The sequence below is a fragment of the Idiomarina sp. 29L genome (assembly GCF_004123135.1).
GTDB lineage: Bacteria > Pseudomonadota > Gammaproteobacteria > Enterobacterales > Alteromonadaceae > Idiomarina.
The window spans coordinates 741070-767136 of sequence record NZ_SDJS01000002.1 but is presented as its reverse complement, the minus strand read 5'-3'; the positions used below and the strand labels follow the sequence as shown (position 1 = coordinate 767136).

Here is a 26067-nt window from a genome sequence, read left to right as displayed (position 1 = left end):
TTTTTGCTGACTGCGTAAAGTTTCAGCAACACGCTGTTTTTATGTGCAGAATAAGGCGATGCATGATCTTACTCGCATCATCTGCTATAAAATGAGTAACGCTTTATTAACGTTGGAGCCCAATATGGCAGACTTACGCAGTTATCAGGAGCATGAGCCTATAATTGGCGAACGCGTCTATTTAGATCCAAGTGCGGTTATCGTAGGCAATGTAACGCTGGGGGACGACAGCAGTATCTGGCCTATGGTTGCTGCCCGGGGTGATGTGAACTCAATAAGCATTGGCAAAAGAACCAATATTCAGGACGGAACGGTATTACACGTGACCCGTAAGTCACCATCAAATCCAGATGGCCATCCTCTAATTATCGGTGACGAAGTTACCGTAGGGCATCATTGCATGCTTCATGGCTGTCAACTGGGCAACCGCATACTCGTTGGTATGTCTGCTGTCATCATGGATGATGTGGTTGTTGAAGATGATGTCATCATCGGTGCCGGGAGTCTTGTACCGCCAGGTAAGCGTCTTGAAAGTGGGTACTTATATGTCGGAAGCCCGGTCGAAAAGAAACGCAAACTCAATAAAGGCGAGGCTGCGTTTCTCAGTCAGTCCGCGCAAAACTACGTCGACTTAAAAGATGATTACTTACTGCAAGTCAGTCCTGTTTCCTAATTCAGTGAAACCGTCGGTTATCAATGCGTTCTATGTTGAGTAGGGAGGTTAAGTCTTTTAACCTCCCCGCTATAACATGAACGACGCCCGATTTAATTTCGACAACACCTTTTACCCATAACAGCTTGCTGGTTAAATAGGCTTGCCTAAACTGCCTAGCTGTATGCGCCCACACCACGACATTGATGTTCCCCGTTTCATCTTCTAAGGTAAAAAAGGTGACGCCACTACTTGTACCCGGTCGCTGCCGACAAGTCACTAAACCCGCTACGGATAATACCTGACCAGAGCGACAGCCAGCTAACTCTTCAGCAACAACGCATCGACTTAATTCTTTTGAGTGCGCCCTTAATAAGGTAATGGGGTGCCTTCTTAAGCTGAGCCCCTGTGTTTCATAGTCGGCCTTTATGTCTTCGACTTCTTGTGGTGCTTGTACCTCACGGCTAGAGACCTCTTGTACGTGAGCAAATAACGGCATTTGATCGTCCCGTTCGCTGAGACATTCCCAGTGAGCCTGATACCGATGACCTAAAACACTTCGTAACGCGTCTGCTTTAGCCAGAGCCTGAATATCGAACTTATTCAATCCAGCATCTTCTAAGCTTTTGAGTCCTTTAAAGCCTGATTCGGGCCGGCTTTTTAACGCCTCTTTCAGGCGAGACTCCGACAGGCTCTTTATTTGCCGCAGTCCAATTCTGACAACATTAGGGTTATCGCTAAGCCACTCGTAGTCCCACTGGCTATGATTTATATCAGCCGGTAAAAATGTCACGCGGTGTCGTTGCCCGTCCTGTACCAACTGCGATGCTGAATAGAAGCCCATCGGCAAGCTATTCAGTAAACCGACATAAAATGCGGCAGGATAATGCGTTTTAAACCAGGCTGACGCATAGGCAAGGTTGGCAAAACTGGCAGAATGGGACTCAGGGAAGCCGTACTGCCCGAAACCACAAATTTGCCGAAATAAGCGCTCTGCAAAGTCCCGCGTATAGCCTCGCTCCAGCATTCCTTTTATAAGCTTATGCTCGAAATGCGTCAGTTGCCCCCGCTTCCCCCAAGAGGCCATAGCCCGGCGCAGCTGATCAGCCTCTCCACCAGTAAAGCCCGCCGCAACCATAGCCAGTTTAATAACTTGCTCCTGAAAAATAGGAACGCCTAACGTGCGCTTTAATACCGACTTCACTTCTCTGCTCGGGTAATCGACTTGCTCAAGACCATCTCTACGTCGCAAATAAGGGTGAACCATATCGCCCTGAATAGGGCCCGGTCTGACGATAGCGATTTGAATCACCAAGTCGTAAAACGTTTTGGGTTTCAACCTTGGCAGCATCGTCATTTGAGCTCTCGACTCAATTTGGAAAATGCCCATAGAATCGGCTTGGTGCAGCTGCTGATAAACGCGTTGATCTTCTTGTGGTATACGAGCAAGTGTTAACGGCTGACTATCGATTAAGCCTTTTTCATTCACTAGCGCCAGCATCTTTCGTAAGGCAGTGAGCATACCCAGCGCCAGCACATCGACCTTTAAAAGACCCAGTGTTTCTAAGTCGGTCTTATCCCACTGAATAACAGTGCGCTCGGGCATGGACGCATTTTCCACCGGCACTAACCGGGCAACATCGTCAGAAGCTATAACAAAACCACCAACATGCTGAGACAAATGTCGTGGCGTCCCTTTTAGCTGTTCAACCAATGACAACAGTAGTGTGCCTTTTTTAGACCGAAACACACCTGGATGTTGCTGTATTAGCTGCTCCTGCCAACTGTCTTCTTTATCTCTGGTATCTAGGTTTTGGCTGTAAAACTGCAATTGTTGCTCAGAAAAGCCCAATGCTTTGCCTACATCACGGAAGGCGCTTTTAAACCGATAAGTAATCACTGTTGCCGCCAATGCAGCTCGCTTTCGAGTATATTTCTGGTAAATATACTGAATGATTTCTTCCCGGCGCTCGTGTTCAAAGTCGACATCAATGTCCGGCGGTTCGTTACGCTCCTTAGAAATAAACCGCTCGAACAACACCTCAATTTGCGATGGGTTAACTGCAGTAATGCCTAAACAAAAGCAAACCACCGAGTTAGCCGCTGAGCCTCGCCCCTGATATAAAATATCTTGGTTACTGGCAAACTGAACCAGATCGTAGATGGTTAGAAAAAATGCTTCGTATTGCATTTCCCGTATCAGTGCCAGCTCTTTCTCATACTGTGCTTGAACGCTTTCAGGAATACCTTCCGGGTAGCGTCGCCGAGCCCCTTCTTCGGTTAGCTGTCGTAGGTAATGGGTCGCGGACATGCCTCTTGGGGTAAGCTCCGCAGGGTATTCATAACGAAGTTCGGACAAACAAAAGCGGCATTGCTCTGCAATATCCACAGACTCTTTCATCCATGCGGCGGGGTAGCATTGTTTTAACTCTTGAAGGCTCCGCAGGTGACGCTCTGCATTGGCACTTGCGACCCCGCTATTTTCGTATAGGTTTTGGCCACTACCTATGGCTCGCATAGTATCCAGCAGTGGCTGTTCGTGTTCTGCGGCCATCACCACACCGGTTGCACAGACCACTTTTGCATGCAGCGACTTCTTAAGTTCCACTAGTGCGCTGAATGTTTCACTGTCATCGGCCTGATAGTGGCGTTCATACAATAGCCAAAACCGTGACGACCAGACGCTGCTAAGCTTTTTCCCAGTTGCCACTAATTGCGGTTGGCGAAGGTCAGGAAGCCATAATAATAGACACTCACCAAAACCAGAGAAGAAATCATCTATGCTTGCCTGATAGTGACCCTTCTTTGAGCGCCCCCGAAACTCGGTAATTTTCTGACTCAACTCAGCATAGGCGCCCCGGGTTGGCGCAATAACAACAAAAGTGCCGTAATCAACAATACGAAACTCGCTGCCTATAATCAGTTTAATGTCTCGCTGCTGGGCTTCTTCGTAAGCTTTTACCACCCCAGCAACAGAGCACTCATCGGTAATGGCTATAGCGGCGTACTCCAATTCATCCGCCCGGCGCACTAAAGCTTCCGGCGCAGCGGAAGAGCGCAGAAAACTGTAATGACTCAGTGCATGTAACTCTGCGAACACCATAATTCAGCCTCACGTTTCACCGGCAGCTCAGCTAAACCAGCCCTGCAAATACCAATGGCCTGACTCATAGAAAAGCCAACCTTTGCGATGCTGTGTATCCATCGCTAACCAGTAATCCCGCTGTATAGTCTGAGAGTCCCACCAACCACAATGTTTTCTTTCTGGTCCTGCCTGTAAACGCCATTCATTCAAATTGACTGGCTGCGGCTCTCGTTGTAACCAAAGAGGTCTCTTAATTGGCGTTATAGAGGGCGCTTGGGAACGGCAGGGTGGTTGTCGACATTCATTAAAACCGGGTCTGGGATCATCGCTAATGGCCGGGGTATAAACCGCACGCTCGCCCAGTTTCACCTGTAACTTGCCAATAAGCGGAAATAAGCTCTGGGTATCCTGAGCCTCATGAAAAAAGTGCTGACTTTTTGCACTCAGTTGCGAGAACTCGGATGCCTTTAAAGAAAGCTCCAAAACAGGAGCGGCTAAAGGCGAACGCTCCATTTTCAGTTGCAACAATGACCAAAAGCTATGAGCGCGCCAACTGGCCGTAGCTGTTGATACACTCAACTCTGTACAGTGGTTATCCCGTTGGAAAAGTTGAAACGTGATATGTTGAACCGCCTTTTGGCGTTGGTATAAAAAGCTCTCCAAGTCATTAAGCAAGCGTTTCATAGGGAAACGCAAGCCTTGCCAATTAGAGACCTCTGAGACTAAATCGATTTGTTGAAAGAAGTGCTCTGATGGCTCATAAAAGTGATTTGCCCGCTGAATGTTCAGGTCATCTCTTAACGCTTGCACATACACCAATGTGTCTTTTCCGAACTGACGGCCAATATCACTAGTGGGAATAGTCAATAAATCACCAATGGAAAAAATACCCACCGATAAACAGTTCCGAATTATTTTATTCGGCAACCCGCTATTTTTTATGGACAAATCTTTTAACTGACGCTCGGCTTGCACTTTATTAATAACCAGTGGTGTGTTTGCCTGAGCCAAAACTCTGGCTGCTAGTGTATTCTTCGCAACGGCTCGCTGGCACAGGAAACCCAACTGTTGAACGGCCAAGTTCAGTGTTCTGACCGTATTCGACAAACCTCCATACAGCTTTTCGATGCTCTTCAGCTCTAGGTATATTCCTTGTGGCGGATCCAAAATCAACTTCGCCGCCCATTGATAAAGGTGATCGGCGACCGCTGAAAGGAGCTTTTCTTCTTTTTCTGCTTCATACTCTTTCAGTAACAACGATTCACAAAGTGCTATTGCCATAACACTGGAAATGCCGCGACTGACACCGGCCTCTTGCGCAACCAAATTAGTTTGTTCAATAAGAGATTGTCCATTTTTCACCCGGTAAAGCGCTACCGCCTGTTTTGCAAATTCAGGCTGAGATATCAGTAAATTATCCAGCTGTAATTGGGGGAAATGACAATATAACCACATTACTTCAACTCGATATTCTCAACAGGCCAACCCGACTTGCGCTTTAAAATATCCAGAGCGAAACCACCTTCCGTTAAACGTACTTTTAATCGGTTACTATAGGGACGAGCTTCAAGATTATGGCTAAATTCAGTAATGACTATGCCTGTTTGCCCGGATTCCGCCGCTTTATACCAACGCCGAACGTTTGAAGCTGTCGTTTCTTTTTGCGAAAGCCAGGCAAAAGCCATGGTGTTTTTGGTTCGCAATATCTGCTCAAGTGCCCAGCACGCATCATTCTGTTTGGCTTCAACCACGATATGCATCGCATCACCTAAACCATGATAATGAAGGCCAGCTGCGGACAACTGCGCAGGTGGATTCACCCAAAATACGGCGAGCCCCCGTTCAATGGCTTGTTGCGCCAATGGCAGCAACAGCCGCTGCTCAGAAAATGGGTCACTCAATTGCCACTCATGTAACCCGGGAGTTTGCCAGCCGCCACCTAAGAGCTCATCAAGCTTTGAAAAACCTGTTTTTACATAGCCGGTCGTTTGTTCCGCTTTTGTCTGCCCTTGCCAAACAACCCCTTGTTCTATCAGTCGCTGTAGATTTGGCTGCATGCTAACCCCTTAATACTGTATATATATACAGTATCATTATTTTTTACCCTTTCGCAACAGACATAAAGCACGGCTTACGTTATTATTTCTGAAACTATTCACTTTTAGGAAGGCACCAGTAAATATGCTGACATCGTTACTTATTCCCTTCAGAGTCGTCGCTCACTTGCTGTGGGGAGTTATCACAACCGCTATTATTGGCGTTTCGATTATCGGTGTTGGTGTTTTCAAAATTCTTTTGCCTTTTCCTGTAACTCAGCGTTTGTGTTCAGCCGCTGCTAACGGTCTATTCCGCATCTGGGCTTACTGTATGTCAATGATGTTCCAACTGACTCAACGCATGGAATGGCATATAAAAGGCGACTTAGATCTTCACGAAAACGGCTGGTACATGGTCATGGCAAACCACCGCAGCTGGGTGGATGTGCTTGTGCTGATGCACCTCACTCGCCGCCATATGCCAACACCCCGCTTCTTCCTGAAATCTCAGCTTATGTGGATACCGGTTATCGGTTGGGGCTGCTGGGTTCTAGACATGCCTTTTATGAAGCGCTACTCAAAGGAACTGATAAAGAAAAAACCTCATCTTAAAGGCAAAGATATCGCAACCACGACACGCTCGTGCGCTAAATTCCGACATATTCCGACAACCGTTGTTAATTTCTGCGAAGGTACTCGTTTCACACCAGAGAAACATAAGAAAAAGAACAGCCCGTTTAAAAATCTACTTCCTCCAAAAGCGGGCGGCACCGCCTTTTCTATGCAAATCATGGGTGAACAGTTTGAGGCCATTTTAGACGTCACTATTGTTTACCCGGGTAACGACTCGCGTCCCGTTGTTTGGCATTTACTCACCGGGCGACTCAAAAACGTTTATGTGGATATCAAAACGCTGCCGGTTACAGCAGACTTAATTGGCGACTACGCTAATGACCCAGAGTTTAAAGAGCACTTTCAAAACTGGCTTAACTTGCGTTGGCACGAGAAAGATCAAACCATTAGTGCTATCCGTAAAACCATCACGGAAAACCGATAAGGAACGTTGCAATGGACTTTAAGTTTGTAAGGCAATGGCTGGAGAGTATGGGCATTGAGAACAATTTGCAGGGTCTCAGCCTGGTTATCGGTGTCACCATTATTCTGGTCGCCAGTTATATTACTTACACGATTGCTCGCTGGGTGTTTGATCACGCTATTGAGCGCGCCTTGCGAAAAGCGCCTGAACGCTGGTATCGCGCACTGGTCGATAGCGGGTTCTTTAAGCGTTGCGCTAACTTAGCACCGGTCGTTATTATTAACAGCTTTATTCCAGTTCTGTTCACTGGTGACTTCGAAAGCTGGCAGTCACCACTGCAAACCGCTGTTGGTATTTATCTTACCTGGGTTATCACTAGTATTCTGACCTCTATTGCTAACTTTGTGTCGATAGCTTACGACTACACGCCAAAAACACGAGACGTGCCAATAACAGGCGTTATCCAGGTTGTTAAATTGGTTCTGGTGCTAATGGCCATTATTATTACCGTGGCTATTATCATGAATAAGTCGCCCATGTACTTGCTCAGCGGCTTTGGTGCCATGACCGCCATACTCATGGTGGTGTTCAAAGACACACTGATGGGCTTTGTCGCTGGTGTTCAGCTTGCCACTAACCGCATGGTTGCAATAGGCGACTGGATAGAGCTGCCTGATCACAATGTTGATGGCACCATACAAGAAGTCGGGCTTATTACGCTTAAAGTCGAAAACTGGGATAAAACCATTGTGTACCTGCCAACCTATGTGCTGATTCATCAGTCCTTCAAGAACTGGCAAGGCATGATTGAAACTGGCGGGCGCCGCATGAAACGTTCCCTGATGATTGATCTGGATAGCTCAAAACTACTGTCTGACGATGAGCTCGAAAAGGTTGTTGATACGTATTTTGGGAAGTCGGTGGATGAGTGGCTCAAAGAGAATGACTTAGAAAAGCCAGTCAGTAACCTGACAGCATTTCGAATCTTTGCCGATGGCTACTTGAAAAACCACCCGAAAGTGCACGAAGACTTAACTTGCATGGCAAGGCTAATGCAGCCTACAGCAGCAGGGATTCCATTAGAAATTTACGCGTTTTCAAAAGAAACTGCCTGGACCAAATACGAAGCGATTCAAAGCTCTATTGTTGAGCACTTATACAGCGTATTACCGGAATTTGGCTTACGGCATTATCAGTACCTGAATAATCAAAACGCCTTCTCCAAAAATGAAGAAGGCGCTTATTGTAAGTACAACCCTTAAAGCTTCTTACTGTCCAGGCAGGTTACTTCTCTAATAAGTAGCCTGCCAGATCCGTAAAGTCACCGGCAAAGTCATCACTGTCACGGAAGCCCTGTGGCAGCATTTTATACTTACCATTAACGATAAAAGTTGGAGTTGCATTAACACCTAAATTAGTCGCTCGGCGATCCATTCTCGCGGCAGCCGTTCTTACCGTGAAACTTTTCATTGCTTTATCAAACTCTTCGCCAGAAACACCGTTGACAATAAATACGTTACGAATGTCTTCCTTGCTGGTCAGCATATTATTTTTAACGAAGTTGTAATCAAAAATAGCCGCTGACAGTTCGTCGCTTTTACCCAGCTTTTCCGCTACCACAAACGCCTGAGTCATTTCCTCGCCAACATTACCGCGCGGGCTGATAAAAGACACGTGGGCTTTTTGAAACGCATTTGGATATTCTGACTTCATCTCTTTAGCGATAGGTTCAAACCGGTAGCAATGCACACAATAAAATGAAAAGAACTCTGTAATTTCAGGTTTGCTGGTCGCTTCGTCGCTAATCACTTCATAGTGAACACCTTCTTCAAAGTCTTGAGCCTGAGCCACCCCAACGACTAACAATAAAGAGCCAATAATACTGACTAACCAATTTTTCATTACGTCTTCCTGTTATCCATTAAAACCAAGGTTCAGCGGCGCATCGTCAAGCCCCGCCAGTTGTTCTTTTAGCGCAAGAATTTGCTGCTCCCAGTAACGGTTTTCCGCAAACCACGGAAACGCCCGCTGAAAGGCACTGTCTTGCCAACGACGCGACAACCATGCCATATATTGAATGATTCTGAAACTGCGCAAAGGTTCAATTAAAACAGCTTGGTCGGTGTCAAAATCGCAAAAATCTTCATAACCACAGACTAACGCATCAAGCTGCAGCGTCTGCTCTTCTTTTGGACCACTTAGCATCATCCAGAGATCTTGCACTGCTGGGCCTGTTCGGCAGTCGTCAAAATCCACAAAAGTCAGTTTTTCATCGTACTGAAGAATATTGCCGATATGACAGTCACCATGCAAGCGCTGAAACTCAAATTGATTCAGTGGCGTGCTTTTTAGACGCTCTGCTAACGGGTCCAAAATGGCAAAAAAAGCGTTTTTTAACTCTGCGGGCAGCAACTCAGACTGCTTCAGCTCGACCACTGACTGCGCAACGAAACCGTCATAAGTAATTGTCTCACGGCTTTCAAAACGGCCGGCTTTTGCAACCGCATGCATTCGGCCAATTTGGCGACCCAGCCGCTCTAACTGGTCTAAATCATTAGGCTCAAAAGCGCGTCCGCCAACGCTTGGGTAGACACAAAAGCGATAACCGTCGAATTCATGCAGGCGCTGACCTTGTAGTTCCAAAGCCGACACTGCAGGCACTTCCGCTTGCGCCAGCTCTTCAACAAAATTTAACTCTTCTTGTATTTGTTCTGTGGTCCAGCGGCTGGGACGGTAGAATTTCGCAACGTAGCGCTTGCGATCATCGTCGGTGAATTGATACACGCGATTTTCATAGCTGTTAAGCGCCAGCAGTCCCGAAGCAGGATACAGTCCGACAGATTCCAGCGCATTAACAACAATATCTGGCGTCAGACCCTGAAATGCAAAGTCTGACGAATGATCCAGTAAATTACTCATATAAGAAACGGCTTTGGTGCTCAGTTGTGATGTCCGCATTATCAACGGCTGTCACCACAAAGTAAAACTCTGTCACCTGGCCATCTAATAAAGTCGGGGGTACCGCCAATGTCACCGGCATTGTACCTACCTCACCGGCAGAAACGTCTTTTGTCGTTTCTCCAATAAGTTCGAACTGTTCAAAACCTTTGACTTCTATTCGGTATGTCTGGTCTTGCTGCGATTTATTCACTAACTTAAGGGTGAAGACGTTTTCAATTTGACCTTCAATGTTCTCACGATACAACTGATTACGGTCACGAAGCACGTCGACTTCCAACGGAATACGCGTCGCTACATCCCATATCAAGACAGCACTTACCGCCAGCAACATAATAAAGTAACCAATACTTTTCATGCGCCACGGGTTGGTCTTCTGTTTTTTCTCTTTTGCCGCCAAATTACGTTCTGTGGTGAAACGGATAAGGCCGCGTGGGTAATTCATTTTGTCCATCACGTCATTACAGGCATCGATACAAGCCCCGCAATCTATACATTCATACTGAAGTCCGTTACGGATATCGATACCGGTAGGGCAAACCTGCACGCACATATAACAGTCTATACAATGGCCCAACCCTTTTTCGTCAGGGTCCACTTTTCGCGAACGAGGTCCGCGCGGTTCACCGCGTTCGGCATCGTAAGAGACTGTGTAAGTGTCTTTATCGAACATAGCTGACTGAAAGCGAGCGTACGGGCACATGTGCGTACACATAATTTCGCGCATATAACCGGCGTTTCCGTAGGTACAGAAGGTAAAGAAAAGCACGCTGAACGTAGCCCAAAAGCCGGCGTCTAATGTGAAGAAATTAATAAAGAGTTCACGAATATCGGTAAAGTAGCCAACAAAGGTCATAGAGGTCAATAAAGCGACCAGGACCCAACTTACCTGCTTAGCGGTTTTGCGCCACAGTTTGTCGAAATCCATTTTTCGTTCATCAAGCTTAATACGCTTATTTCGCGGCCCTTCAAACTTCTTTTCAAACCACATGAAAATAAAGGTCCAGGTGGTTTGCGGGCACATAAAGCCACACCAGACTCGGCCAAATATCGTCGTTACAAAAAACAGAGCAACCGCCGCGACAATGGAAAACCAGGCAACTACGGTGAAATCCTGAGGCCACAGGGTCAGTCCATAAATTCGGAAGCGTTGCTCCATAATATCAAGCAAAATAGCCTGCTCACCCTGATAAGTGAGCCAGGGCAACAAAGCAAATACGCCCAGGAGAATAAAACCAAAGCTGCGCCTGAAGTACTCTAGAGCACCTTTTACGCTACGCACATAAATGCGGCTGCGAGGAGAGTAATTGTTGTTGTGCTTTTGTCCGTCGGGGCGCTGGATTTTAACTTTGTCCGCAGACTGAACCGTTATCTTTTGCTTTTGTTCCATGAACAATACCACTTAGTGTCACAGCGAGGTGCGCCTAGTATAACGGATCATACTGCCTGGCGCAGCTCACTGAGCTGAATCAATTATACAATCAAAAAGTATGTTACAACCTGCTTCCACATCATGCCAATGCGACCACTCGTCAGGCGCATGACTGACGCCGTTAACAGACGGTATAAAAATAAGCCCGGCATCGGTTAATTCCGCCAAAAACTGTGTGTCGTGACCGGCACCGCTGGGCATTTTCAAACACGAATACTTACGTGCTTTGGCCTTATCTAAAATTTTCTGAGTCAGTGCCGTTGAACAGTCTTTAGGGTTCAGCCAACTCACTTGCTCATACTCAAACTTCAGCCGGTGTTTTCGCGCAATGGCTGACAGGGCTTTATTGCACGAGTCAGCCAGCTCTTTCATCACCTCATTGCTCATATCACGCCCGACAATGGTAAAAATGGCTTCCCCCGGCACGGTATGGGGACTGCCGGGTTTTAAGTCGACTTTACCCACGGTAATTCGGGTTTTGTCCGTGCCATCTTCAGCAATAATTCGGTCAATTTCATGGGCAAAGTCGGCCAATCCCATAAACGCATCGCTGCGCATATTCATCGGAGCTGTACCGGCATGGTCGGCTTTACCTTTTAAGTGCACTATCCATTTGAAAACACCGGAAATACCTTCCACAGCACCAATGGTTATTTCCTTTTGGAACAACACCGGCCCTTGCTCAATATGCAGCTCATAAAACGCTTTAAGTCGCTCCGGTGGCCAGGCGGCATCCAGTACATCCATCACATTCATACCGTGTGCAGCCATAGCATCTTTCAAGTACACATTGTCGGCATCGTGCGCTGACATTAACCAGTCCGGGTTTATAACGCCCGCTATTGCCTGCGAGCCCATCATACCACCAAAGCGACCTTCTTCTTCGGCCGTACCGACTACCCAGACAGGATGCTTCAATTTAATATCGTTTTCTTTGATCGAGCGCAAAACTTCGAAGCCGGCCAGCACACCTAAAGCACCATCAAAAATACCACCAGCGGGAACAGTATCGAGGTGAGACCCGGTGAGTACAGCCGGCTTCTGGGTAAAGTCGCCGATGCCGAAAAAAACATTGCCGGCACCGTCCATAAAAGTTTCAAAACCCTCGGCTTTGGCTTGTTCCATCATCCATTGTCGAGCCTCCATGTCGGCGTCAGTGAAGCCCCACCGGTACACACCATGGTCGTTTTCGTTATAACCAATATTGGATAATTCCAGGACAGATTTTTTTAAGCGATCAGCATTAATGCCTTGCATAGTTCCTCCTTCGCATTTGTTTTAAGCTTAGGACAAAACCTGCATAGCAACCAAACGAACATAAAAAAGCCCGCACCATGACAGTGCGGGCAAGCGTTGCATGGGGCAAAGGGGAGCCCCTAGAGGGTTTACGACAGTTTGCGTGCAGTCAAAGCTGCATTAAGTACCGCCGCCAACTTAATGGATGATTGAATCGCTTGTGCTGTTACGTCGTGTTTCATTAACGTTTGCACGTGCGAGTCAATGCACATTCCACATCCGTTCAGTGCTGACACTGCCAGTGAGAAAAGCTCAAAGTCGGCTTTATCAACACCCGGGTTAGCCATTGCGTTCATGCGCAAACCGGCTGGCATTTTGCCAAACTGCTTATCGCTCGATAAGTGCAGGAACCGGTAGTACACGTTGTTCATGGCCATTAAAGACGCTGCGGTTTTTGCCGCTGTCTTCACATTGTCTTCGATTTTACCTTCGGCTTCTTCCTCCACAGCTTCGATAAGCTCGTTATCTGCCAAGCTGTACACCAAAGAAAGCGCTGTTCCGTAGAACTGGTCAGCCGTTAAGCCTGACGCTTCCACATTCGAGAACAAACTCGACAGGTTCAGCTTGGTATCCTTGCTGTGGTCACCGAGTAACTGCTTATAATCGGCAATTGACATGGATTAACTCCTTATTAAAGCGTGTCGCCACCAACTGCGCGGTTACATGGGCACAGTTCGTCAGTTTGTAAACCGTCTAAAATACGCAGAATTTCTGCTGGGTTACGACCCACGTTCAGGTTGTTGACCGATACGTGTTGAATCACGTTGTGCGGGTCAACAACAAAAGTTGCACGCAAAGCGACGTTTTCTTCTTTGTCACGTACGCCCAGGCCGTCGACTAAAGAGCCGTTGTCTGCGAAAGAGTACTGGTTCAAACGGTCAAGATCAGGGTGCTCACGGCGCCATGCTAATTTCACAAATTCGTTGTCTGTGCTGCCGCCCATAACAACCGCGTCACGGTCTGCGAAGTCTTCGTTCAATTTTGCGAACTCAACAATTTCGGTTGGGCAAACAAAAGTGAAGTCTTTTGGGTAGAAGAAAATAATTTTCCATTTCCCGGCAAAGCTGCTGTTGTCGATGGTTTCGAACGCGCTTTCGCCGTTTTCTTCAGGCATGTTGAACTTAGGTTTTGCTGCAACAACGCTGAATTCTGGTAACTTATCGCCTACTGTTAACATAAGGTGTCTCCTTAAATTGGGATTTAAATTTATTCGTTCCTTAACGAGTCGAGAGCTAGTGTACGGATGGGGGCACATTGGATAAAACGAATAAAACGGATTATGATAATCGGAAATACCAATTAAGTTCATTGCAAAGGGAAAACCATGAGCAAATTACCCAGTTTAAAAAACCTCAGTTATTTGCTGGCGTTGCATCAAGAGCAAAATTTCAATCGCGCGGCAGCTGAATGTAATGTCAGCCAGTCGACGTTAAGTAGCGGTATTCAAAACTTAGAAGAGCAATTGGGCTGTCAGCTCATTGAGCGTGACCATAAGTCGTTTTTGTTTACGGCATTAGGTGAAGAAGTGGTTGAACGTGCACGGCAAATTTTAAGTGCTGCCGAAGAACTGAGCCATTACGCCCAAGGCCAGGGCAATGTGATGGAAGGTCCGCTGCGACTAGGCGTTATACCCACTATCGCACCTTTTATCATTGGCCAGTTAAGCAAGCAGTTGCAGGACTTATACCCTAAGTTGCTATTGCAGATTTCCGAAGACACGACTCAGAACTTATTGCTGCGACTGAAAAACGGTGAACTCGATATTTTACTACTGGCTCTCCCCATGGATATCCAGGGCAATCAAAAATGGGTACTCGGTCGTGACCCTTTTAAACTGGTTGTCCACAAAGACTTGGCGGACAGCCTTGGTGAGCCAGTCGATTACGACAAGCTTCCGGACAGAAGCATATTCCTGCTGGAAAAAGAGCATTGCATGACCGGTCACGCGGTAGCGGCGTGTCAGTTAACCGATTCGATAAAAATGAATCCATTTACTGCCACCAGCCTGCACAGTCTGGTGCAAATGGCAGACGCTCGTTTAGGGGCAACCTTTATTCCGCAAATGGCGATAGACCGGGGCATCCTCAGCAATACCGACTTAGTACCGTTAAAGCCGACTGGCCAGGAAGCATCGCGTGATATTGGGTTAGTCTACCGACCAACGACGAGCCGCCGTCAGACATTCCGCAAAGTTGCAGAGGAAATAGCCCAACTACTGCCAATTAATACCTTGCGCTAACCGCAAGCGGTTAGCGTCTTCTTGCCGGCGGCAGAGGGTATCGTTCCGCCAGACTGATGCTTTCGCCGTCCGGTTTAATCACCCGGGCATGGCGTCGATTGAGTTGGCGTGGATCAGTCACGCCACAAGAGTGCGCAATGATGTTTACCCCGTATTCCATGTATTTATGATAGTTTGCGACGCGAACGCACTTGTCCGTTGGATCGAGCCCTTTCATCAGTTTAGGGTCGTCAGTTGTCACACCGGTGGGACAGGTGTTTTTATTGCATTGCATGGCTTGAATACAACCTAACGAGAACATAAAACCTCGGGCAGACGTAACAAAGTCAGCCCCCATCGCAATCGCCCAGGCCACATCAGCCGGCGTTATCATTTTACCGGAAACAACCACTCGAACCCGCCCATGCAAGCCCGCTTCCGTGAGCTTATCAACCAAAACCGGAAGGCTCTCAGATACTTTTAGTCCAACGTAGTCCATCAGCGGTTGTGGTGCCGCACCAGTGCCCCCGTCCGCGCTGTCGAGCGTAATGAAGTCAGGCGCGGATTCAACGCCCCGCGTTAGAATCGAGTCAATCAGTTCATCGATCCAGCTCGGATCGCCCATAACAAATTTAAAACCCGTTGGTTTACCGGTAATGGTTCGAACCTTGTCAATAAAGTCGAGCAGCTCCTCGTTGTTGCTGATTTCCGGATGACGATTCGGACTAATCGCATCTTTACCAACTTCGATGCCACGAATTTGCGCAATTTCTTCATTCACTTTTATGCCAGGCAAAATACCGCCTTTGCCTGGCTTTGCCCCCTGACTGAGCTTAATTTCGAACATTTTGACGTTGTCGTGACGGCCAAGCTCTGCCAAACGATTTTCATCCAGGCGACCTTCCTTATCGCGAACACCGAACTTCGCGGTTCCCATTTGGAATACAATGTCGCAATGACCAACCAGGTGATAGGGCGACAAACCTCCTTCGCCGGTATTCATCCAGCACCCGGCCTTTTCAGCCCCTTGCGATAAAGATTTAACCGCCACCGGCGACAAAGCACCGTAACTCATTCCTGAAATGTGAAAATACGAAATGGGGGAATAGGGTGTTTCACAGTAAGGGCCAATAAGCACAGGTTCGGGCGCCGCTGCTTGTTCGGCAAGAGGTGGATAGGGCGCATTACTGAAAATAATGGTGCCGGTACGGGTTAAGTCTCGCGTTGAGCCAAAAGCAACGTTTCGGTCAGCGTTTTTAGCCGCCCGATACACCCAACTGCGTTGGGCACGGTTAAACGGCATTTCTTCGCGGTCCATGGCAAAGAAATATTGGCGCATAAATTCGCCCATACGCTCGAAAATATAACGAAAACGCCCCACAACAGGGTAGTTACGTCGAATCGTGTGTTTGTTCTGGGTTTTATCCACCACATACATCACACCAACAGACACAATCAGGGTAATAAAAAGAAGCACAAAAATAGCCGCTAGCCATTGCGCTAATACCAAAAGAGAGTCCGTACCAAAAAGCTTCTCGCTCATCCCATTCGCACTTTTTTATGGATTAATACGTCTATTAACGGCTAAAGCCATAAACAGATCAAGCGAAGAGTCATCAAAATTTCAACGAATGGCGTATACTGAAAATAATGACAAACAAAGGAGACCCTTATGTTTAATCGAAAACTCGTATTCACCGCATTACTGGCAGCCTCTACAAGCATGACGGCGGTAGCAGACACTGTTGAAACGGAACGCCATAAAGTCACCGTATCCACTTTTGCTGACGGTTTCACCAACCCGTGGGGCATGACATTTTTGCCAGACAACAGTGTGTTAGTCACCGAACGTTCCGGGGATCTTTATTGGGTGTCTGAAAACGGTCAATATCGGGAGAAGATAAGTGGTACACCTGAGGTTGTCGCCAAAAGCCAAGGCGGTTTATTGGACGTAACTGTTGATCCTGACTTTGAGAATAATCAGTGGGTATATATTAGCTACTCGGAGCCGGCACAAGACGGTGGCAAAGGTAACAGCACAGCCGTTATGAGAGCAAAACTGGTTGATAAAGCTTTTACCAATAAAGAGGTTATTTTCCGCCAGGCGCCTAAGTATGAAAGCAACGCACACTTTGGTTCGCGCTTGGTGTTCTCGCCTGAAGGACACCTGTTCGTTACTTTGGGTGACCGCTATTCACGTATGGATGATGCTCAAACACTCGATAACCACCACGGTAAAGTGGTACGCATTTGGCCCGACGGCAGTATTCCTGAAGATAACCCCTTTGTTGGCCAGGATAACGCGTTAAACGAGATTTGGTCTTATGGCCACCGCAATGTGCAAGGTGCTGACATTCACCCTGACACCGGTGAGCTCTGGACGGTGGAGCATGGTCCACAAGGTGGCGACGAAGTTAACATTCCTAAAGCCGGAAAGAATTATGGCTGGCCTGAAATCACTTACGGTGTTGACTACGGCGGTGCCATTATTAGTGAAGACGCGGTGAAAGAAGGTATGGAACAGCCGTTTTATTACTGGGTTCCATCAATTGCTACCGCTGGCGCGACTTTTTATACCGGCGACGCTTTCCCTGACTGGAAAGGTGACTTTTTCGTGGCCGCTCTGAAAAGCTCGTTAGTGGCTCGACTAGACTTATACGAAGGGCGAATGATGCACGAAGAACGCTTGTTTGAGGACGCTATCGATGCGCGTATTCGTGACATTAACCAAGGACCTGACGGCTACCTTTATTTGCTAACCGACGAATCCAATGGCTCAATCATTCAAATTAAACCGGCAGATTAACGATGTTGTATTCAGCGGTATTGAGAAAATTAACTTACACGGGGCTGCCTTTACTGGCGGCCTCTTTCGTTGTGCAGTCCGCCGAAGTGGACGAAACCGTTGTCGTTACGGCAACGGAGAGTGAAACGCCTTGGCTGACAACGGCGGCGAGTATCGACCGGGTGAACATCGAGAATACGCTGCCCTCAATGAACATTGATGCTGGCGACGCGTTAGCGGGTGTCGCAGGGATTCAGGCCGATAACCGTTACAACTACGCACAGGACGCGCGGTTAGTGGTTCGCGGTTTCGGTTCCAGAGCCGCTTTTGGTGTGCGTGGCTTGCAACTGAACGTCGATGGCATTCCTCTGTCCATGCCCGATGGACAGGCGCAAACCTCCAGCTTCATTCTCGACAATGTTGACTCATTAGAAGTGCTCCGTGGGCCTTTGGCCACACTGTATGGTAACTCCGGGGGCGGGGTGGTTGAGTGGTTCAGTCGCCAACCCACCGAAACGGCGCTAGAGTGGGGCGGTCAGTTCAGTGAAAACGACACGCAGCGCTACAGCGTCAACGCACAGTGGGCGACAGACACCAAGCAGTTGCAACTTATGGCAACCGACTTTCAAACTGATGGGCCACGTCGCCATAATTCTGCAGAGCGCCAACAACAAGCGGTACGCTGGTATCATCAATGGGACGACCAAAACCGGTTTGTTCTGCGTTATGACAATAATGACACGCCGCTGCTGCAAGACCCCAGTGCTTTGACGCCTGAAGCTTGGCGTGACGATCCGACACAGACCGTGCAGCGTGCTATCGACTTTAACACTCGCAAAGACATCCATCATCGACAGGGCTCTTTGAGCTGGTTTCATGAACGCGACAATGGCGAAGGGTTACTGTCAATATGGCAGGGCGACCGCGATATTGAGCAGTTCCTGCCTTTCGCTGGCGATAGCGTTAATGAAGACGGTATTTACACCAGCTCTGGTGCGGTCATTGATGTGTCTCGTCAATTTGAAGGCGCTCATGCTCGCTGGCGTCAACGCGGTAGCAATTGGTCAGCAACATTGGGAGCACAGCTTGAGCGACAACAAGACCATCGCTTTGGCTATGCAAATGACAATGGTGTAAAGGGTGAGTTGCGCCGTGACGAATTCAACTGGATCGAAAACGCATCCGCTTACCTGCGCTTTCAGTGGCAACTAAGTGCAGAATGGTCAGCGACCGGGGGCGTGCGGTACAGCGATGTCAGCTACGACGTTAAAGACTACTTTACTGAGCTTGATGGTGCCGATGACAGTGGCAGTCGCGAGTTTCAGGAAACCACCGCAGCAGCCTCTCTGACTTGGCAGTTTTTACCCACATCCGCCACTTATTTAAGTGTTGGTCAAGGCTTCGAAACACCGACGCTCACTGAGCTTGCTTACCGAAACCAAGGTTCCGGTTTAAACCGCGAGCTAGGTCCTTCGGCTAACGACCAGTGGGAGTGGGGGATCAAGCACCAACTGCCTAGAGACTGGCGTTTGCATCTAGCCTTCTTCGGTATTGAAAGCGACAACGAGATATTGGTTGATCAGTCGAACGATGGCAGAACGACGTATCGTAATGCCTCCGAAACCTCGCGCGAAGGTGCAGAGCTAACCATTAACGGTGCGTTGACACAGCAATTAAACTTGTTGGTTTCCTACAGTTATATTGATGCAGTATTTGGCGAAGGCCCATTACAGGGTAACCAACTGCCTGGTGTGGCCGAAAGTCAGGGGTACTTGCGTTTAAGCTGGCAGCCAACCGAACAATGGCTGGTTCAAGTTTCGGGTCAATACCGTGACGAAACCCCGGTTAATGATGCAAATGACACCTTCGCACCGTCTTACACCACTTGGAATTTTGCGGCGAGCCGAGAGTGGCAATGGGAGAACAGCGAATTAGACGTATGGGTTCGGGTCGACAATATTACCGACAAAGATTACGTCAGTGCCGTGGTTGTGAATCAGGGAAGCGGGCGCTCGTTTGAACCCGGAATAGGACGACAGGCAAGCGTCGGCATTAGCTGGCGCCGACGCTTCTGAGTGGTTTTAGACCATCGCTCTTAGCACATCAAGCAGGCGCTGAGCCGTCTGCTCTGATGATGCTGGGTTCTGGCCGGTAATCAGCATACCGTCCTGAACAGCATAAGCTTGCCAGTCATCAACTTTACGATAATGACCGCCTTTCGCGGTCAGTTCGTCTTCCAACAAGAAAGGCACGACGTCCGTCAATTCAACGGCCGCTTCTTCTGAGTTGCTAAAGCCCGTTACCGTGCGGCCCTGAACAATGGGGTCGCCACTTGGTGTTTTCGCATTCAACAGTACCGCCGGCGCATGGCACACCGCAGAAACCGGCTTTCCTTTACTCCAGAATTGCTCAATCAATTTAATCGACTTTTCGTTATTCGTTAAATCCCACAACGGTCCGTGACCCCCCGGATAAAAAATAGCGTCAAAGTCATCGGGGTCAACATCGTCCAATGTGCAGGTTGTTTCGAGCTTGTGTTGCGCCTTAGCATCATTTTCCAAACGCTCCGTGGCTTCTGTTTGCGCATCTGGCGCTGTGCTGTTTGGATCCATCGGCGGCTTACCACCTTTTGGAGACGCCAGCGTGACTTCAACACCCGCATCCACAAACACGTAGTAAGGTGCAGCAAATTCCTCAACCCAAAAGCCGGTCTTATGATCGGTATCGCCGAGCTTGTCGTGTGAGGTTAAGACCATTAATACTTTCACTGGGTACTCCTTAAATTTCGTCTGAAATTTTCTATTAACTTACCGCCCTTCTACGAATAAGGGCTCTTTTTTGATCATTCCGAGGCGTTATCAAGCCAGCGATATAACGTGCGCCGAGTCACCCCTAGTATCTGCGCTGCCTGCGACTTATTGCCGTCGGTATGCTCTAACACTTTTCTAATATATTGGCTTTGGTATTCATCCAACGTTGGCCAGGCAGAGGTTGCCGCTGGCTGACTGGTATCACTTTTTTCAACGATACGCTGCGGAAAGTCATCAACTGACAAGGTGTCGTCACTGGAAAACGCAAATGCCCGCTCTATGGCGTTTTGAAGTTCCCGAACATTGCCCGGAAACGGATACCGATACAATAAATCGAGAGCCTCCGCCGAAATTCCGCGTACCGTTTTATCGCTACTCTCTTGTTGTTGCTGAAGAAAAAAGTTCGCCAGCCGCTCAATATCTTCACCTCGCTCACGCAAAGGAGGAACGCGCAAGCTGAACGTTTCCAGACGATAAAATAAATCCTGCCGGAACTTACCCTCTTCAACCAAACGCTCTAAGTCCTGGTGCGTCGCAGCAAGGATGCGAACGTTCACTTGCTCTTCTTTATCGCTACCAACAGCTCTTATAGTGCCTTCTTGTAAAACACGCAATAATTTGGCCTGGAGCGCCATCGGCATTTCGCCAATTTCATCAAGCAATAAGGTGCCGCCATCAGCTTGTTTTAAAAGACCCTGACGTTTATTCTGCGCGCCGGTAAAAGCGCCCGCAGCATGGCCAAAGAACTCACTTTCCATTAAGTCAGCAGGAATGCCCGCACAGTTAACGGCCTGAAACGGTTTGTCAGCTCTGTCGCTCAGTTCATGCAGGGCTTTAGCGACTAGCTCCTTGCCAGTGCCACTTTCACCGGTAATAAGGACACTGCCACCCGTTGGCGCAATGTGCTCAATTTGGTCATAAAGCTTACGCATGGCGGGGCTTTGCCCTACCAGGCCACCGGGACCTTTCTGCTGCTGTTTGTACCGTTTCAGCTCCCGCTGCAATGAACGATGCTCTAGTATCCGATCAACGCTCAACAGTAGGTGCTCGATATCCAGCGGTTTAGTCAGAAAGTCATCGGCACCTTTTTTCAGCGCATCCACCGCCTGGTCAACTGTGCCAAATGCTGTTATCAGCAGCAGTGCCGGTGGGTTATCCTGCTGTTTTAAGCTTTCCAGCAAAGTGAGCCCTGACTTTCCCGGCAGTCGTATGTCGCTGACAATTAAATCGGGACTTGCCTTGCTGCATTGAAACTCTTCTAAGCTTCCCCAGGCGCTCACTTGGTAGCCTTCCGCTTCAAGTTCTTCGACCAAAAGCTCCTGCAAAGCTGGGTCATCTTCAACCACACCAATGACAGCTTTAAGTACAGCCATTATTGTCCTCCTATCACTGACCTATCAGCCAGGCTCGACGCCGGTAAGCTTAAAATAGCTCGACAGCCACCCTTGTCATTATTCGTTAACGTCAATTCACCCTGATGATCACTCAATACATGTTTCACTATGGTCAGCCCCAAGCCGGTTCCTTTACCTTGTGGTTTATTAGTTTCAAACGGGTGCAGAGCTTTTTCTTTCATGTTTTCCGGCAAGCCCTCACCGTCATCGTCGATAATAATATTCAAGGTATTGCGGTTATCGAGCTCGGCATGCAAGTGCACTCTATGTTTTGCTGCCTGTAACGCATTGCGCATGACATTCACCAGCGCCAGTTCAAGCCGCTTACTATCCACTTTTAACGTGACATCCGGTAACTCACCCAGCTCGACTTTGGCTGAGCCTTTATCTTGCTCAAACTGAATACTGGTTACTGCCGTTTCAACCAAAGACTGAAGCGATAAGGTTTCTCTCTGCTGAACCGGTGTTCTGGAGAATGCGAGAAGCTGATTCACCAACCCGGTTAGGCGTTGCACTTGACCACGCACCGCTTGCAGCTGACGCTGACTTTCTTCATCTTTGTGGGTTCTTAGCAACCGACTGGCACGTCCGTCGATAACGGTAAGCGGGGCCCCTAGTTCGTGTGCGACCCCGCTAGCGACGCTACCTATAGCCGCCATTTTTTCCTGTTCGCGCAATGCCTGCTGAAGTGAGGTTTCGTGCTGACGTCGCTGCTCTAGCTCCTTTTCGGCATTTTCAATACTGTCCAGCATTCGATTCAGCCCCTGAGCAACCTCCTGCAGTTCAGAGGGACCTTCAGGCTCTACACGCGCGTTGCGGTTACCTTCCGCCACTTGCAGCATGGCGTCTTTCAGTTTGACAACGTGTCGTCCCACACCGCGATAATGACCGAATACCAATACGGCGATGGTGATAACGGCAAAAGCGCCCCAGGTTAACCAGGCATATTGACTAAGTTCTTCGAAAGACTCATCAAAGTCACTGGCTCGGCGGTTAATTTGCAATAACCCGATAATTCGACCGCCTCTGTCCACTATGGGAAGGAACTGTGAGAAAACATCACGTCCTTCTACCCGTCGGTAGTCGTCCTGTTTTATTCCGGTTTGCACCGTTTGTAACGCTAACTGACTATTACTTAAATCCGTTTCCGTTACCCCCGCCTCAGCAACTTGCTCGCCGTAAACGTTGTAAACCGATGCACCATAAACACGGCCGATACTAAAAACAGAGTCGAGGTTAGCCTGTACCGTATCTAAGTCATTATTAACCAACGCATCACTAATCGGTAAGCTGATAGCGCGCCCCAAAAGCTCTAAGTCGCTTTTTAAACGATCATTAGCTTCCTCTGAAGCAACCTGTAAGCCCACACTGATAGCTACGCCCGAAATAAGCAGCATAGGGAAAACGACGTAAACAAGTAAGCGGCGTTGCAAACTAGAAAGCGGCCATCTGTATACTTTTGTCACACTCTCCTCCTTTGGCTGTGTACTCAGGATACACATTTTCCAAAGCGCCTGCCTTAAAGATCACTCCTTAAATAAAAAGAACATTAATAACAGTGTCTTATAGAGTTGGCACAGTCTTCGCTTTAAATAGAGTGTTAGTTAATCTGACAGAATCAACAAGGAGATTATCATGCAAAAGACAATCATCGCATTAGCTACGGTATTCGCACTGGGTAGCACTGCCGCTATAGCACAGCAGCAACAAGCGCAAGACACCATGGCTCAACAGCAAACTCAGGAAATTACGGAAGGTATGCTGGTTAAATTTGTTTCAGCAATGGAAGAAGTACAGGGTGTTACTGAAAAATACCGTGCAAAATTCCAAAATGCAGAAAACCAGGAAGAAGCTCGTAAAATTCAGCAGTCTGCTCAACAAGAAATGATTGCAGCGGTTGAAGATGCGGGTCTGACGCCTCAGCAGTACAACATGATCATTCAACAAGCACAGAATGATGAAGAGTTACGCGCTCGCTTAGAAGAGTTAACGTCTGACTCTTAATTCGTTTTAATGTAAAGCTGTTACAAAATCCGCAATCAGTTTGGTCTGATTGCGGATTTTTTTGATCATATCTCCTATGCTTTACGTAACTCATTAAACTAAAAAGAATTAAACGCAAGGAGACAGCGACGTGAAAGCATCCGATTTATTCGTAAAAGCTCTGGAAAACGAAGGTGTTGAATACGTTTTCGGCATTCCGGGGGAAGAAAATCTGGACCTATTAGAGTCTCTTTCAAAATCTAAAATTGAGCTTATTTTAACCCGACATGAGCAAGGCGCTGGCTTTATGGCCGCAACTTATGGTCGTTTAACGGGCAAACCCGGCGTTTGTTTATCGACGTTAGGGCCTGGCGCAACCAACCTGGTGACGCCAGTAGCCTATGCGCAACTGGGCGCTATGCCAATGGTGGTTATTACCGGCCAAAAACCCATTAAAGAGCGTCACCAGGGTCAATTTCAGATTATCGACGTTGTCGATATGATGACGCCCATTACCAAATACACACAGCCTATTATCAGCGCCAGCAGCATTCCGTCCCACGTTCGGGAAGCGTTTCGTCGTGCAGAAGACGAGCGGCCGGGTGCGTCTCACCTGGAGTTATCCGACGATATTGCGCGCGAAGAAGTGAACGCTAATCCAATAACGCCGAGCTTCTCGCGCCGGCCTATCACAGAGCATAAAGCGGTTCGTCATGTTCTGCAGCTGTTAAAAGACGCGAAACACCCTGTGCTGCTTATTGGTGCTGCGGCAAACCGAAAAATTACCGCAAAAATGCTCAGAGCTTTTGTCGATAAAACCGGCATTCCATTTATTACAACGCAAATGGGTAAAGGGGTTATTAATGAAGATCACCCTCGCTGGTTAGGTAATGCAGCAGTCTCAGACGGTGACTACCCACACCGGGCAATAGAAAAGGCCGACTTAATTCTGAATGTTGGTCATGATGTTGTCGAGAAGCCTCCGTTTATGATGAAAACCGGAGTCAACGACGAAAGAAAAGTGGTTCATATCAACTTCCAGGGCGCCCAGGTAGACTCGGTCTACTTCCCACACGCCAGTATGATTGGTGACATTGGTAATAGTATTTGGCAGCTAAAAGAAGGCATTGAGCCGCAAGAGCACTGGGACTTTGACTTTATGCTGAAGGTTCGCGACCACATGCGGGATCATACCGATGAAGGTGCCGACGACAGTCGTTTCCCTATTTTACCTCAACGCTTAGTCGAAGACGTGCGGGAAGTCATGCCAGACGATGGCGTTATTGCATTGGATAACGGCATTTATAAAATTTGGTTTGCCCGTAATTATCCCGCTCGCGAACCGAATACCGTATTACTGGATAACGCATTAGCATCGATGGGCGCTGGTTTACCATCAGCAATGGCCGCGAAGCTGGTTAATCCAGAGAAAAAAGTCATGGCAATATGCGGAGACGGTGGGTTCATGATGAACTCACAAGAGCTTGAAACCGCAGTTCGAATGAACCTGGACATTGTCATTGTCATTCTAAATGACAGTGGCTATGGCATGATTAAATGGAAGCAGCAGCACATGGGCTTAAGTGACTATGGTTTGGACTTCAATAACCCAGACTTTGTGAAATACGCTGAGTCTTATGGTGCCAAAGGGTATCGAGTAGATAGTATAGAAAACCTGATACCAATGATGAAAGAGTGCCTGAACAAGCCGGGTGTACACCTGATTGATGTCCCCATGGACTATTCACAAAACGACCGGCTGCTGAACGAGGAAATTCCTGAACGCAGCCGGGCAATAAAAGCCTATTAAGCTTTAGATGGGTCGGTATCCGCGAAGTAGGGGTAGTCGTTAAGCTTATCAACGAAAGCCTCAAGTCGCGGATACTTATCCAAATTAAAACGCTGACGGAATAATCCCCAACTCAAGAAGCAACCTAGTCTTAACTCACCGTCACTAAATGGGTGGGGACCTTCATAAGCGACCGCATGATCCTTTTCTTCCATCAGTTGCAGTATGTCGTTAATACGCTCTTGCTGGCGCTCTAAATAAGGTGCTTGCGTACTTTTTATTCCGTCTTTTTCCAGTAGAAATATATTAATAGCGGCATCCATTGCGGTGTTAACCAGACAATATTGGTCAAAGTCCTTCGTATCGGCAAAAAACCGTTCACCCGCTTTTTCCCGCACATACTTCAAAATACTGGTGGAGTCATGCAGCCTTAAATCGTTATGGTGCAAAAAGGGTACTTTTTTCGCCGGACTCAGCTTTGCACTAGTATCGTAGTCTGTTTCTGTCAGTGAAAACTTAATATCCGTTTCTAAAAGAGCAATACGACAATGCCGTACAAAAGGTGACGTATAGCTGCCAAACAATTCCATGGT

General features: G+C 47.9%; 22 protein-coding genes. 8 read left to right on the top strand and 14 right to left on the bottom strand.

All coding sequences use genetic code 11. The annotated features are described in order from the left end of the window. The first annotated feature begins 124 nt into the window (after positions 1-124). Positions 125-673 carry a gamma carbonic anhydrase family protein gene (locus tag EST55_RS07325; protein WP_100692285.1) on the top strand — a complete coding sequence of 183 codons (549 nt, stop codon included), beginning with the start codon at positions 125-127 and terminating at the stop codon, positions 671-673. Between the two features lies 1 nt (position 674). On the opposite strand, the gene EST55_RS07320 is transcribed toward EST55_RS07325, so the two are convergent. From EST55_RS07320 to EST55_RS07310, 3 genes are read right to left on the bottom strand one after another with little or no spacing between them, the layout of a single operon-like run. Further along, positions 675-3755: an error-prone DNA polymerase gene (locus EST55_RS07320; RefSeq protein WP_129496994.1), complete on the bottom strand. Its 3081-nt coding sequence runs from the start codon at positions 3753-3755 to the stop codon at positions 675-677. 27 nt (positions 3756-3782) lie between these two features. Then, on the bottom strand, positions 3783-5192 hold the full coding sequence (locus EST55_RS07315) for a DNA polymerase Y family protein (RefSeq protein ID WP_129496993.1): 1410 nt from the start codon (positions 5190-5192) through the stop codon (positions 3783-3785). Further along, on the bottom strand, positions 5192-5794 hold the full coding sequence (locus EST55_RS07310) for a SulA-like SOS-response cell division inhibitor (protein WP_129496992.1): 603 nt from the start codon (positions 5792-5794) through the stop codon (positions 5192-5194). The genes EST55_RS07315 and EST55_RS07310 overlap by 1 nt, the downstream gene beginning before the upstream one ends. A gap of 124 nt (positions 5795-5918) precedes the next feature. Here EST55_RS07310 and EST55_RS07305 point away from each other — a divergent pair, with 124 nt between their 5' ends. Further along, complete coding sequence (locus EST55_RS07305) at positions 5919-6830, top strand: acyltransferase (RefSeq protein ID WP_088767144.1); 912 nt, start codon at positions 5919-5921, stop codon at positions 6828-6830. Between the two features lie 11 nt (positions 6831-6841). Continuing rightward, positions 6842-8071 (top strand): mechanosensitive ion channel family protein, encoded by a 1230-nt coding sequence (locus tag EST55_RS07300; protein ID WP_129496991.1) that lies wholly within the window; start codon positions 6842-6844, stop codon positions 8069-8071. A 22-nt stretch (positions 8072-8093) separates the two neighbouring features. On the opposite strand, the gene EST55_RS07295 is transcribed toward EST55_RS07300, so the two are convergent. The 6 genes from EST55_RS07295 to EST55_RS07270 form a co-directional block, all read right to left on the bottom strand. Further along, a complete protein-coding gene (locus EST55_RS07295) occupies positions 8094-8711 on the bottom strand; it encodes a thiol:disulfide interchange protein DsbA/DsbL (RefSeq protein WP_129496990.1) in 618 nt (205 codons plus the stop codon). A 12-nt stretch (positions 8712-8723) separates the two neighbouring features. Beyond that, positions 8724-9728, bottom strand: coding sequence for a serine/threonine protein kinase (locus tag EST55_RS07290; protein WP_129496989.1), 1005 nt, complete (start codon positions 9726-9728; stop codon positions 8724-8726). Then, the gene (gene ccoG, locus EST55_RS07285) at positions 9721-11157 is read right to left on the bottom strand and encodes a cytochrome c oxidase accessory protein CcoG (RefSeq protein ID WP_129496988.1); all 1437 of its coding nucleotides are present in this window, start codon (positions 11155-11157) and stop codon (positions 9721-9723) included. The genes EST55_RS07290 and ccoG overlap by 8 nt, the downstream gene beginning before the upstream one ends. 66 nt (positions 11158-11223) lie before the next feature. Then, the gene (locus tag EST55_RS07280) at positions 11224-12456 is read right to left on the bottom strand and encodes a Zn-dependent hydrolase (RefSeq protein ID WP_129496987.1); all 1233 of its coding nucleotides are present in this window, start codon (positions 12454-12456) and stop codon (positions 11224-11226) included. A 128-nt stretch (positions 12457-12584) separates the two neighbouring features. Continuing rightward, positions 12585-13112 carry a carboxymuconolactone decarboxylase family protein gene (locus tag EST55_RS07275; RefSeq protein ID WP_129496986.1) on the bottom strand — a complete coding sequence of 176 codons (528 nt, stop codon included), beginning with the start codon at positions 13110-13112 and terminating at the stop codon, positions 12585-12587. A 14-nt stretch (positions 13113-13126) separates the two neighbouring features. Beyond that, on the bottom strand, positions 13127-13672 hold the full coding sequence (locus tag EST55_RS07270) for a peroxiredoxin (RefSeq protein WP_053954553.1): 546 nt from the start codon (positions 13670-13672) through the stop codon (positions 13127-13129). A 147-nt stretch (positions 13673-13819) separates the two neighbouring features. Between EST55_RS07270 and EST55_RS07265 the strand changes: the two genes are divergently transcribed. Continuing rightward, on the top strand, positions 13820-14734 hold the full coding sequence (locus tag EST55_RS07265) for a hydrogen peroxide-inducible genes activator (RefSeq protein WP_100691151.1): 915 nt from the start codon (positions 13820-13822) through the stop codon (positions 14732-14734). Positions 14735-14744: 10 nt separating this feature from the next. On the opposite strand, the gene EST55_RS07260 is transcribed toward EST55_RS07265, so the two are convergent. After that, positions 14745-16256, bottom strand: a complete 1512-nt coding sequence (locus EST55_RS07260) for an FMN-binding glutamate synthase family protein (protein WP_088767136.1) — start codon at positions 16254-16256, stop codon at positions 14745-14747. Between the two features lie 129 nt (positions 16257-16385). Between EST55_RS07260 and EST55_RS07255 the strand changes: the two genes are divergently transcribed. Beyond that, a complete protein-coding gene (locus EST55_RS07255; RefSeq protein ID WP_129496985.1) occupies positions 16386-17519 on the top strand; it encodes a PQQ-dependent sugar dehydrogenase in 1134 nt (377 codons plus the stop codon). Between the two features lie 2 nt (positions 17520-17521). Next, complete coding sequence (locus EST55_RS07250; protein ID WP_129496984.1) at positions 17522-19573, top strand: TonB-dependent receptor; 2052 nt, start codon at positions 17522-17524, stop codon at positions 19571-19573. 6 nt (positions 19574-19579) lie between these two features. On the opposite strand, the gene EST55_RS07245 is transcribed toward EST55_RS07250, so the two are convergent. From EST55_RS07245 to EST55_RS07235, 3 genes are all read right to left on the bottom strand, one after another. Next, positions 19580-20266 carry a type 1 glutamine amidotransferase domain-containing protein gene (locus EST55_RS07245; RefSeq protein WP_088767133.1) on the bottom strand — a complete coding sequence of 229 codons (687 nt, stop codon included), beginning with the start codon at positions 20264-20266 and terminating at the stop codon, positions 19580-19582. 74 nt (positions 20267-20340) lie between these two features. Further along, positions 20341-21681 (bottom strand): sigma-54 dependent transcriptional regulator, encoded by a 1341-nt coding sequence (locus EST55_RS07240; RefSeq protein WP_100691147.1) that lies wholly within the window; start codon positions 21679-21681, stop codon positions 20341-20343. Continuing rightward, positions 21681-23168 (bottom strand): HAMP domain-containing sensor histidine kinase, encoded by a 1488-nt coding sequence (locus EST55_RS07235; protein WP_240665272.1) that lies wholly within the window; start codon positions 23166-23168, stop codon positions 21681-21683. The genes EST55_RS07240 and EST55_RS07235 overlap by 1 nt, the downstream gene beginning before the upstream one ends. Before the next feature lie 169 nt (positions 23169-23337). Here EST55_RS07235 and EST55_RS07230 point away from each other — a divergent pair, with 169 nt between their 5' ends. Together EST55_RS07230 and EST55_RS07225 are read left to right on the top strand one after the other, a co-directional pair. Beyond that, entirely contained in the window at positions 23338-23706 is a 369-nt protein-coding gene (locus EST55_RS07230) for a DUF4168 domain-containing protein (protein WP_129496983.1), read from the top strand. A 130-nt stretch (positions 23707-23836) separates the two neighbouring features. Then, positions 23837-25495, top strand: coding sequence for an acetolactate synthase large subunit (locus tag EST55_RS07225; RefSeq protein ID WP_129496982.1), 1659 nt, complete (start codon positions 23837-23839; stop codon positions 25493-25495). Here EST55_RS07225 and EST55_RS07220 read toward each other — a convergent pair. Further along, on the bottom strand, positions 25492-26064 hold the full coding sequence (locus tag EST55_RS07220) for a glutathione S-transferase family protein (protein ID WP_129496981.1): 573 nt from the start codon (positions 26062-26064) through the stop codon (positions 25492-25494). The genes EST55_RS07225 and EST55_RS07220 overlap by 4 nt on opposite strands. Positions 26065-26067 lie beyond the last annotated feature (3 nt).

Excerpts from the sequence above, each read along its gene's own strand:
- EST55_RS07220 (WP_129496981.1), bottom strand. The coding sequence starts at position 26,064 with ATGGAATTGTTTGGCAGCTATACGTCACCTTTTGTACGGCATTGTCGT.
- EST55_RS07270 (WP_053954553.1), bottom strand. The coding sequence starts at position 13,672 with ATGTTAACAGTAGGCGATAAGTTACCAGAATTCAGCGTTGTTGCAGCA.
- EST55_RS07250 (WP_129496984.1), top strand. The coding sequence starts at position 17,522 with ATGTTGTATTCAGCGGTATTGAGAAAATTAACTTACACGGGGCTGCCT.
- EST55_RS07290 (WP_129496989.1), bottom strand. The coding sequence starts at position 9,728 with ATGAGTAATTTACTGGATCATTCGTCAGACTTTGCATTTCAGGGTCTG.
- ccoG (WP_129496988.1), bottom strand. The coding sequence starts at position 11,157 with ATGGAACAAAAGCAAAAGATAACGGTTCAGTCTGCGGACAAAGTTAAA.
- EST55_RS07310 (WP_129496992.1), bottom strand. The coding sequence starts at position 5,794 with ATGCAGCCAAATCTACAGCGACTGATAGAACAAGGGGTTGTTTGGCAA.
- EST55_RS07230 (WP_129496983.1), top strand. The coding sequence starts at position 23,338 with ATGCAAAAGACAATCATCGCATTAGCTACGGTATTCGCACTGGGTAGC.
- EST55_RS07315 (WP_129496993.1), bottom strand. The coding sequence starts at position 5,192 with ATGTGGTTATATTGTCATTTCCCCCAATTACAGCTGGATAATTTACTG.
- EST55_RS07325 (WP_100692285.1), top strand. The coding sequence starts at position 125 with ATGGCAGACTTACGCAGTTATCAGGAGCATGAGCCTATAATTGGCGAA.
- EST55_RS07255 (WP_129496985.1), top strand. The coding sequence starts at position 16,386 with ATGTTTAATCGAAAACTCGTATTCACCGCATTACTGGCAGCCTCTACA.
- EST55_RS07265 (WP_100691151.1), top strand. The coding sequence starts at position 13,820 with ATGAGCAAATTACCCAGTTTAAAAAACCTCAGTTATTTGCTGGCGTTG.
- EST55_RS07295 (WP_129496990.1), bottom strand. The coding sequence starts at position 8,711 with ATGAAAAATTGGTTAGTCAGTATTATTGGCTCTTTATTGTTAGTCGTT.
- EST55_RS07320 (WP_129496994.1), bottom strand. The coding sequence starts at position 3,755 with ATGGTGTTCGCAGAGTTACATGCACTGAGTCATTACAGTTTTCTGCGC.
- EST55_RS07240 (WP_100691147.1), bottom strand. The coding sequence starts at position 21,681 with ATGGCTGTACTTAAAGCTGTCATTGGTGTGGTTGAAGATGACCCAGCT.
- EST55_RS07275 (WP_129496986.1), bottom strand. The coding sequence starts at position 13,112 with ATGTCAATTGCCGATTATAAGCAGTTACTCGGTGACCACAGCAAGGAT.
- EST55_RS07260 (WP_088767136.1), bottom strand. The coding sequence starts at position 16,256 with ATGAGCGAGAAGCTTTTTGGTACGGACTCTCTTTTGGTATTAGCGCAA.
- EST55_RS07280 (WP_129496987.1), bottom strand. The coding sequence starts at position 12,456 with ATGCAAGGCATTAATGCTGATCGCTTAAAAAAATCTGTCCTGGAATTA.
- EST55_RS07300 (WP_129496991.1), top strand. The coding sequence starts at position 6,842 with ATGGACTTTAAGTTTGTAAGGCAATGGCTGGAGAGTATGGGCATTGAG.
- EST55_RS07305 (WP_088767144.1), top strand. The coding sequence starts at position 5,919 with ATGCTGACATCGTTACTTATTCCCTTCAGAGTCGTCGCTCACTTGCTG.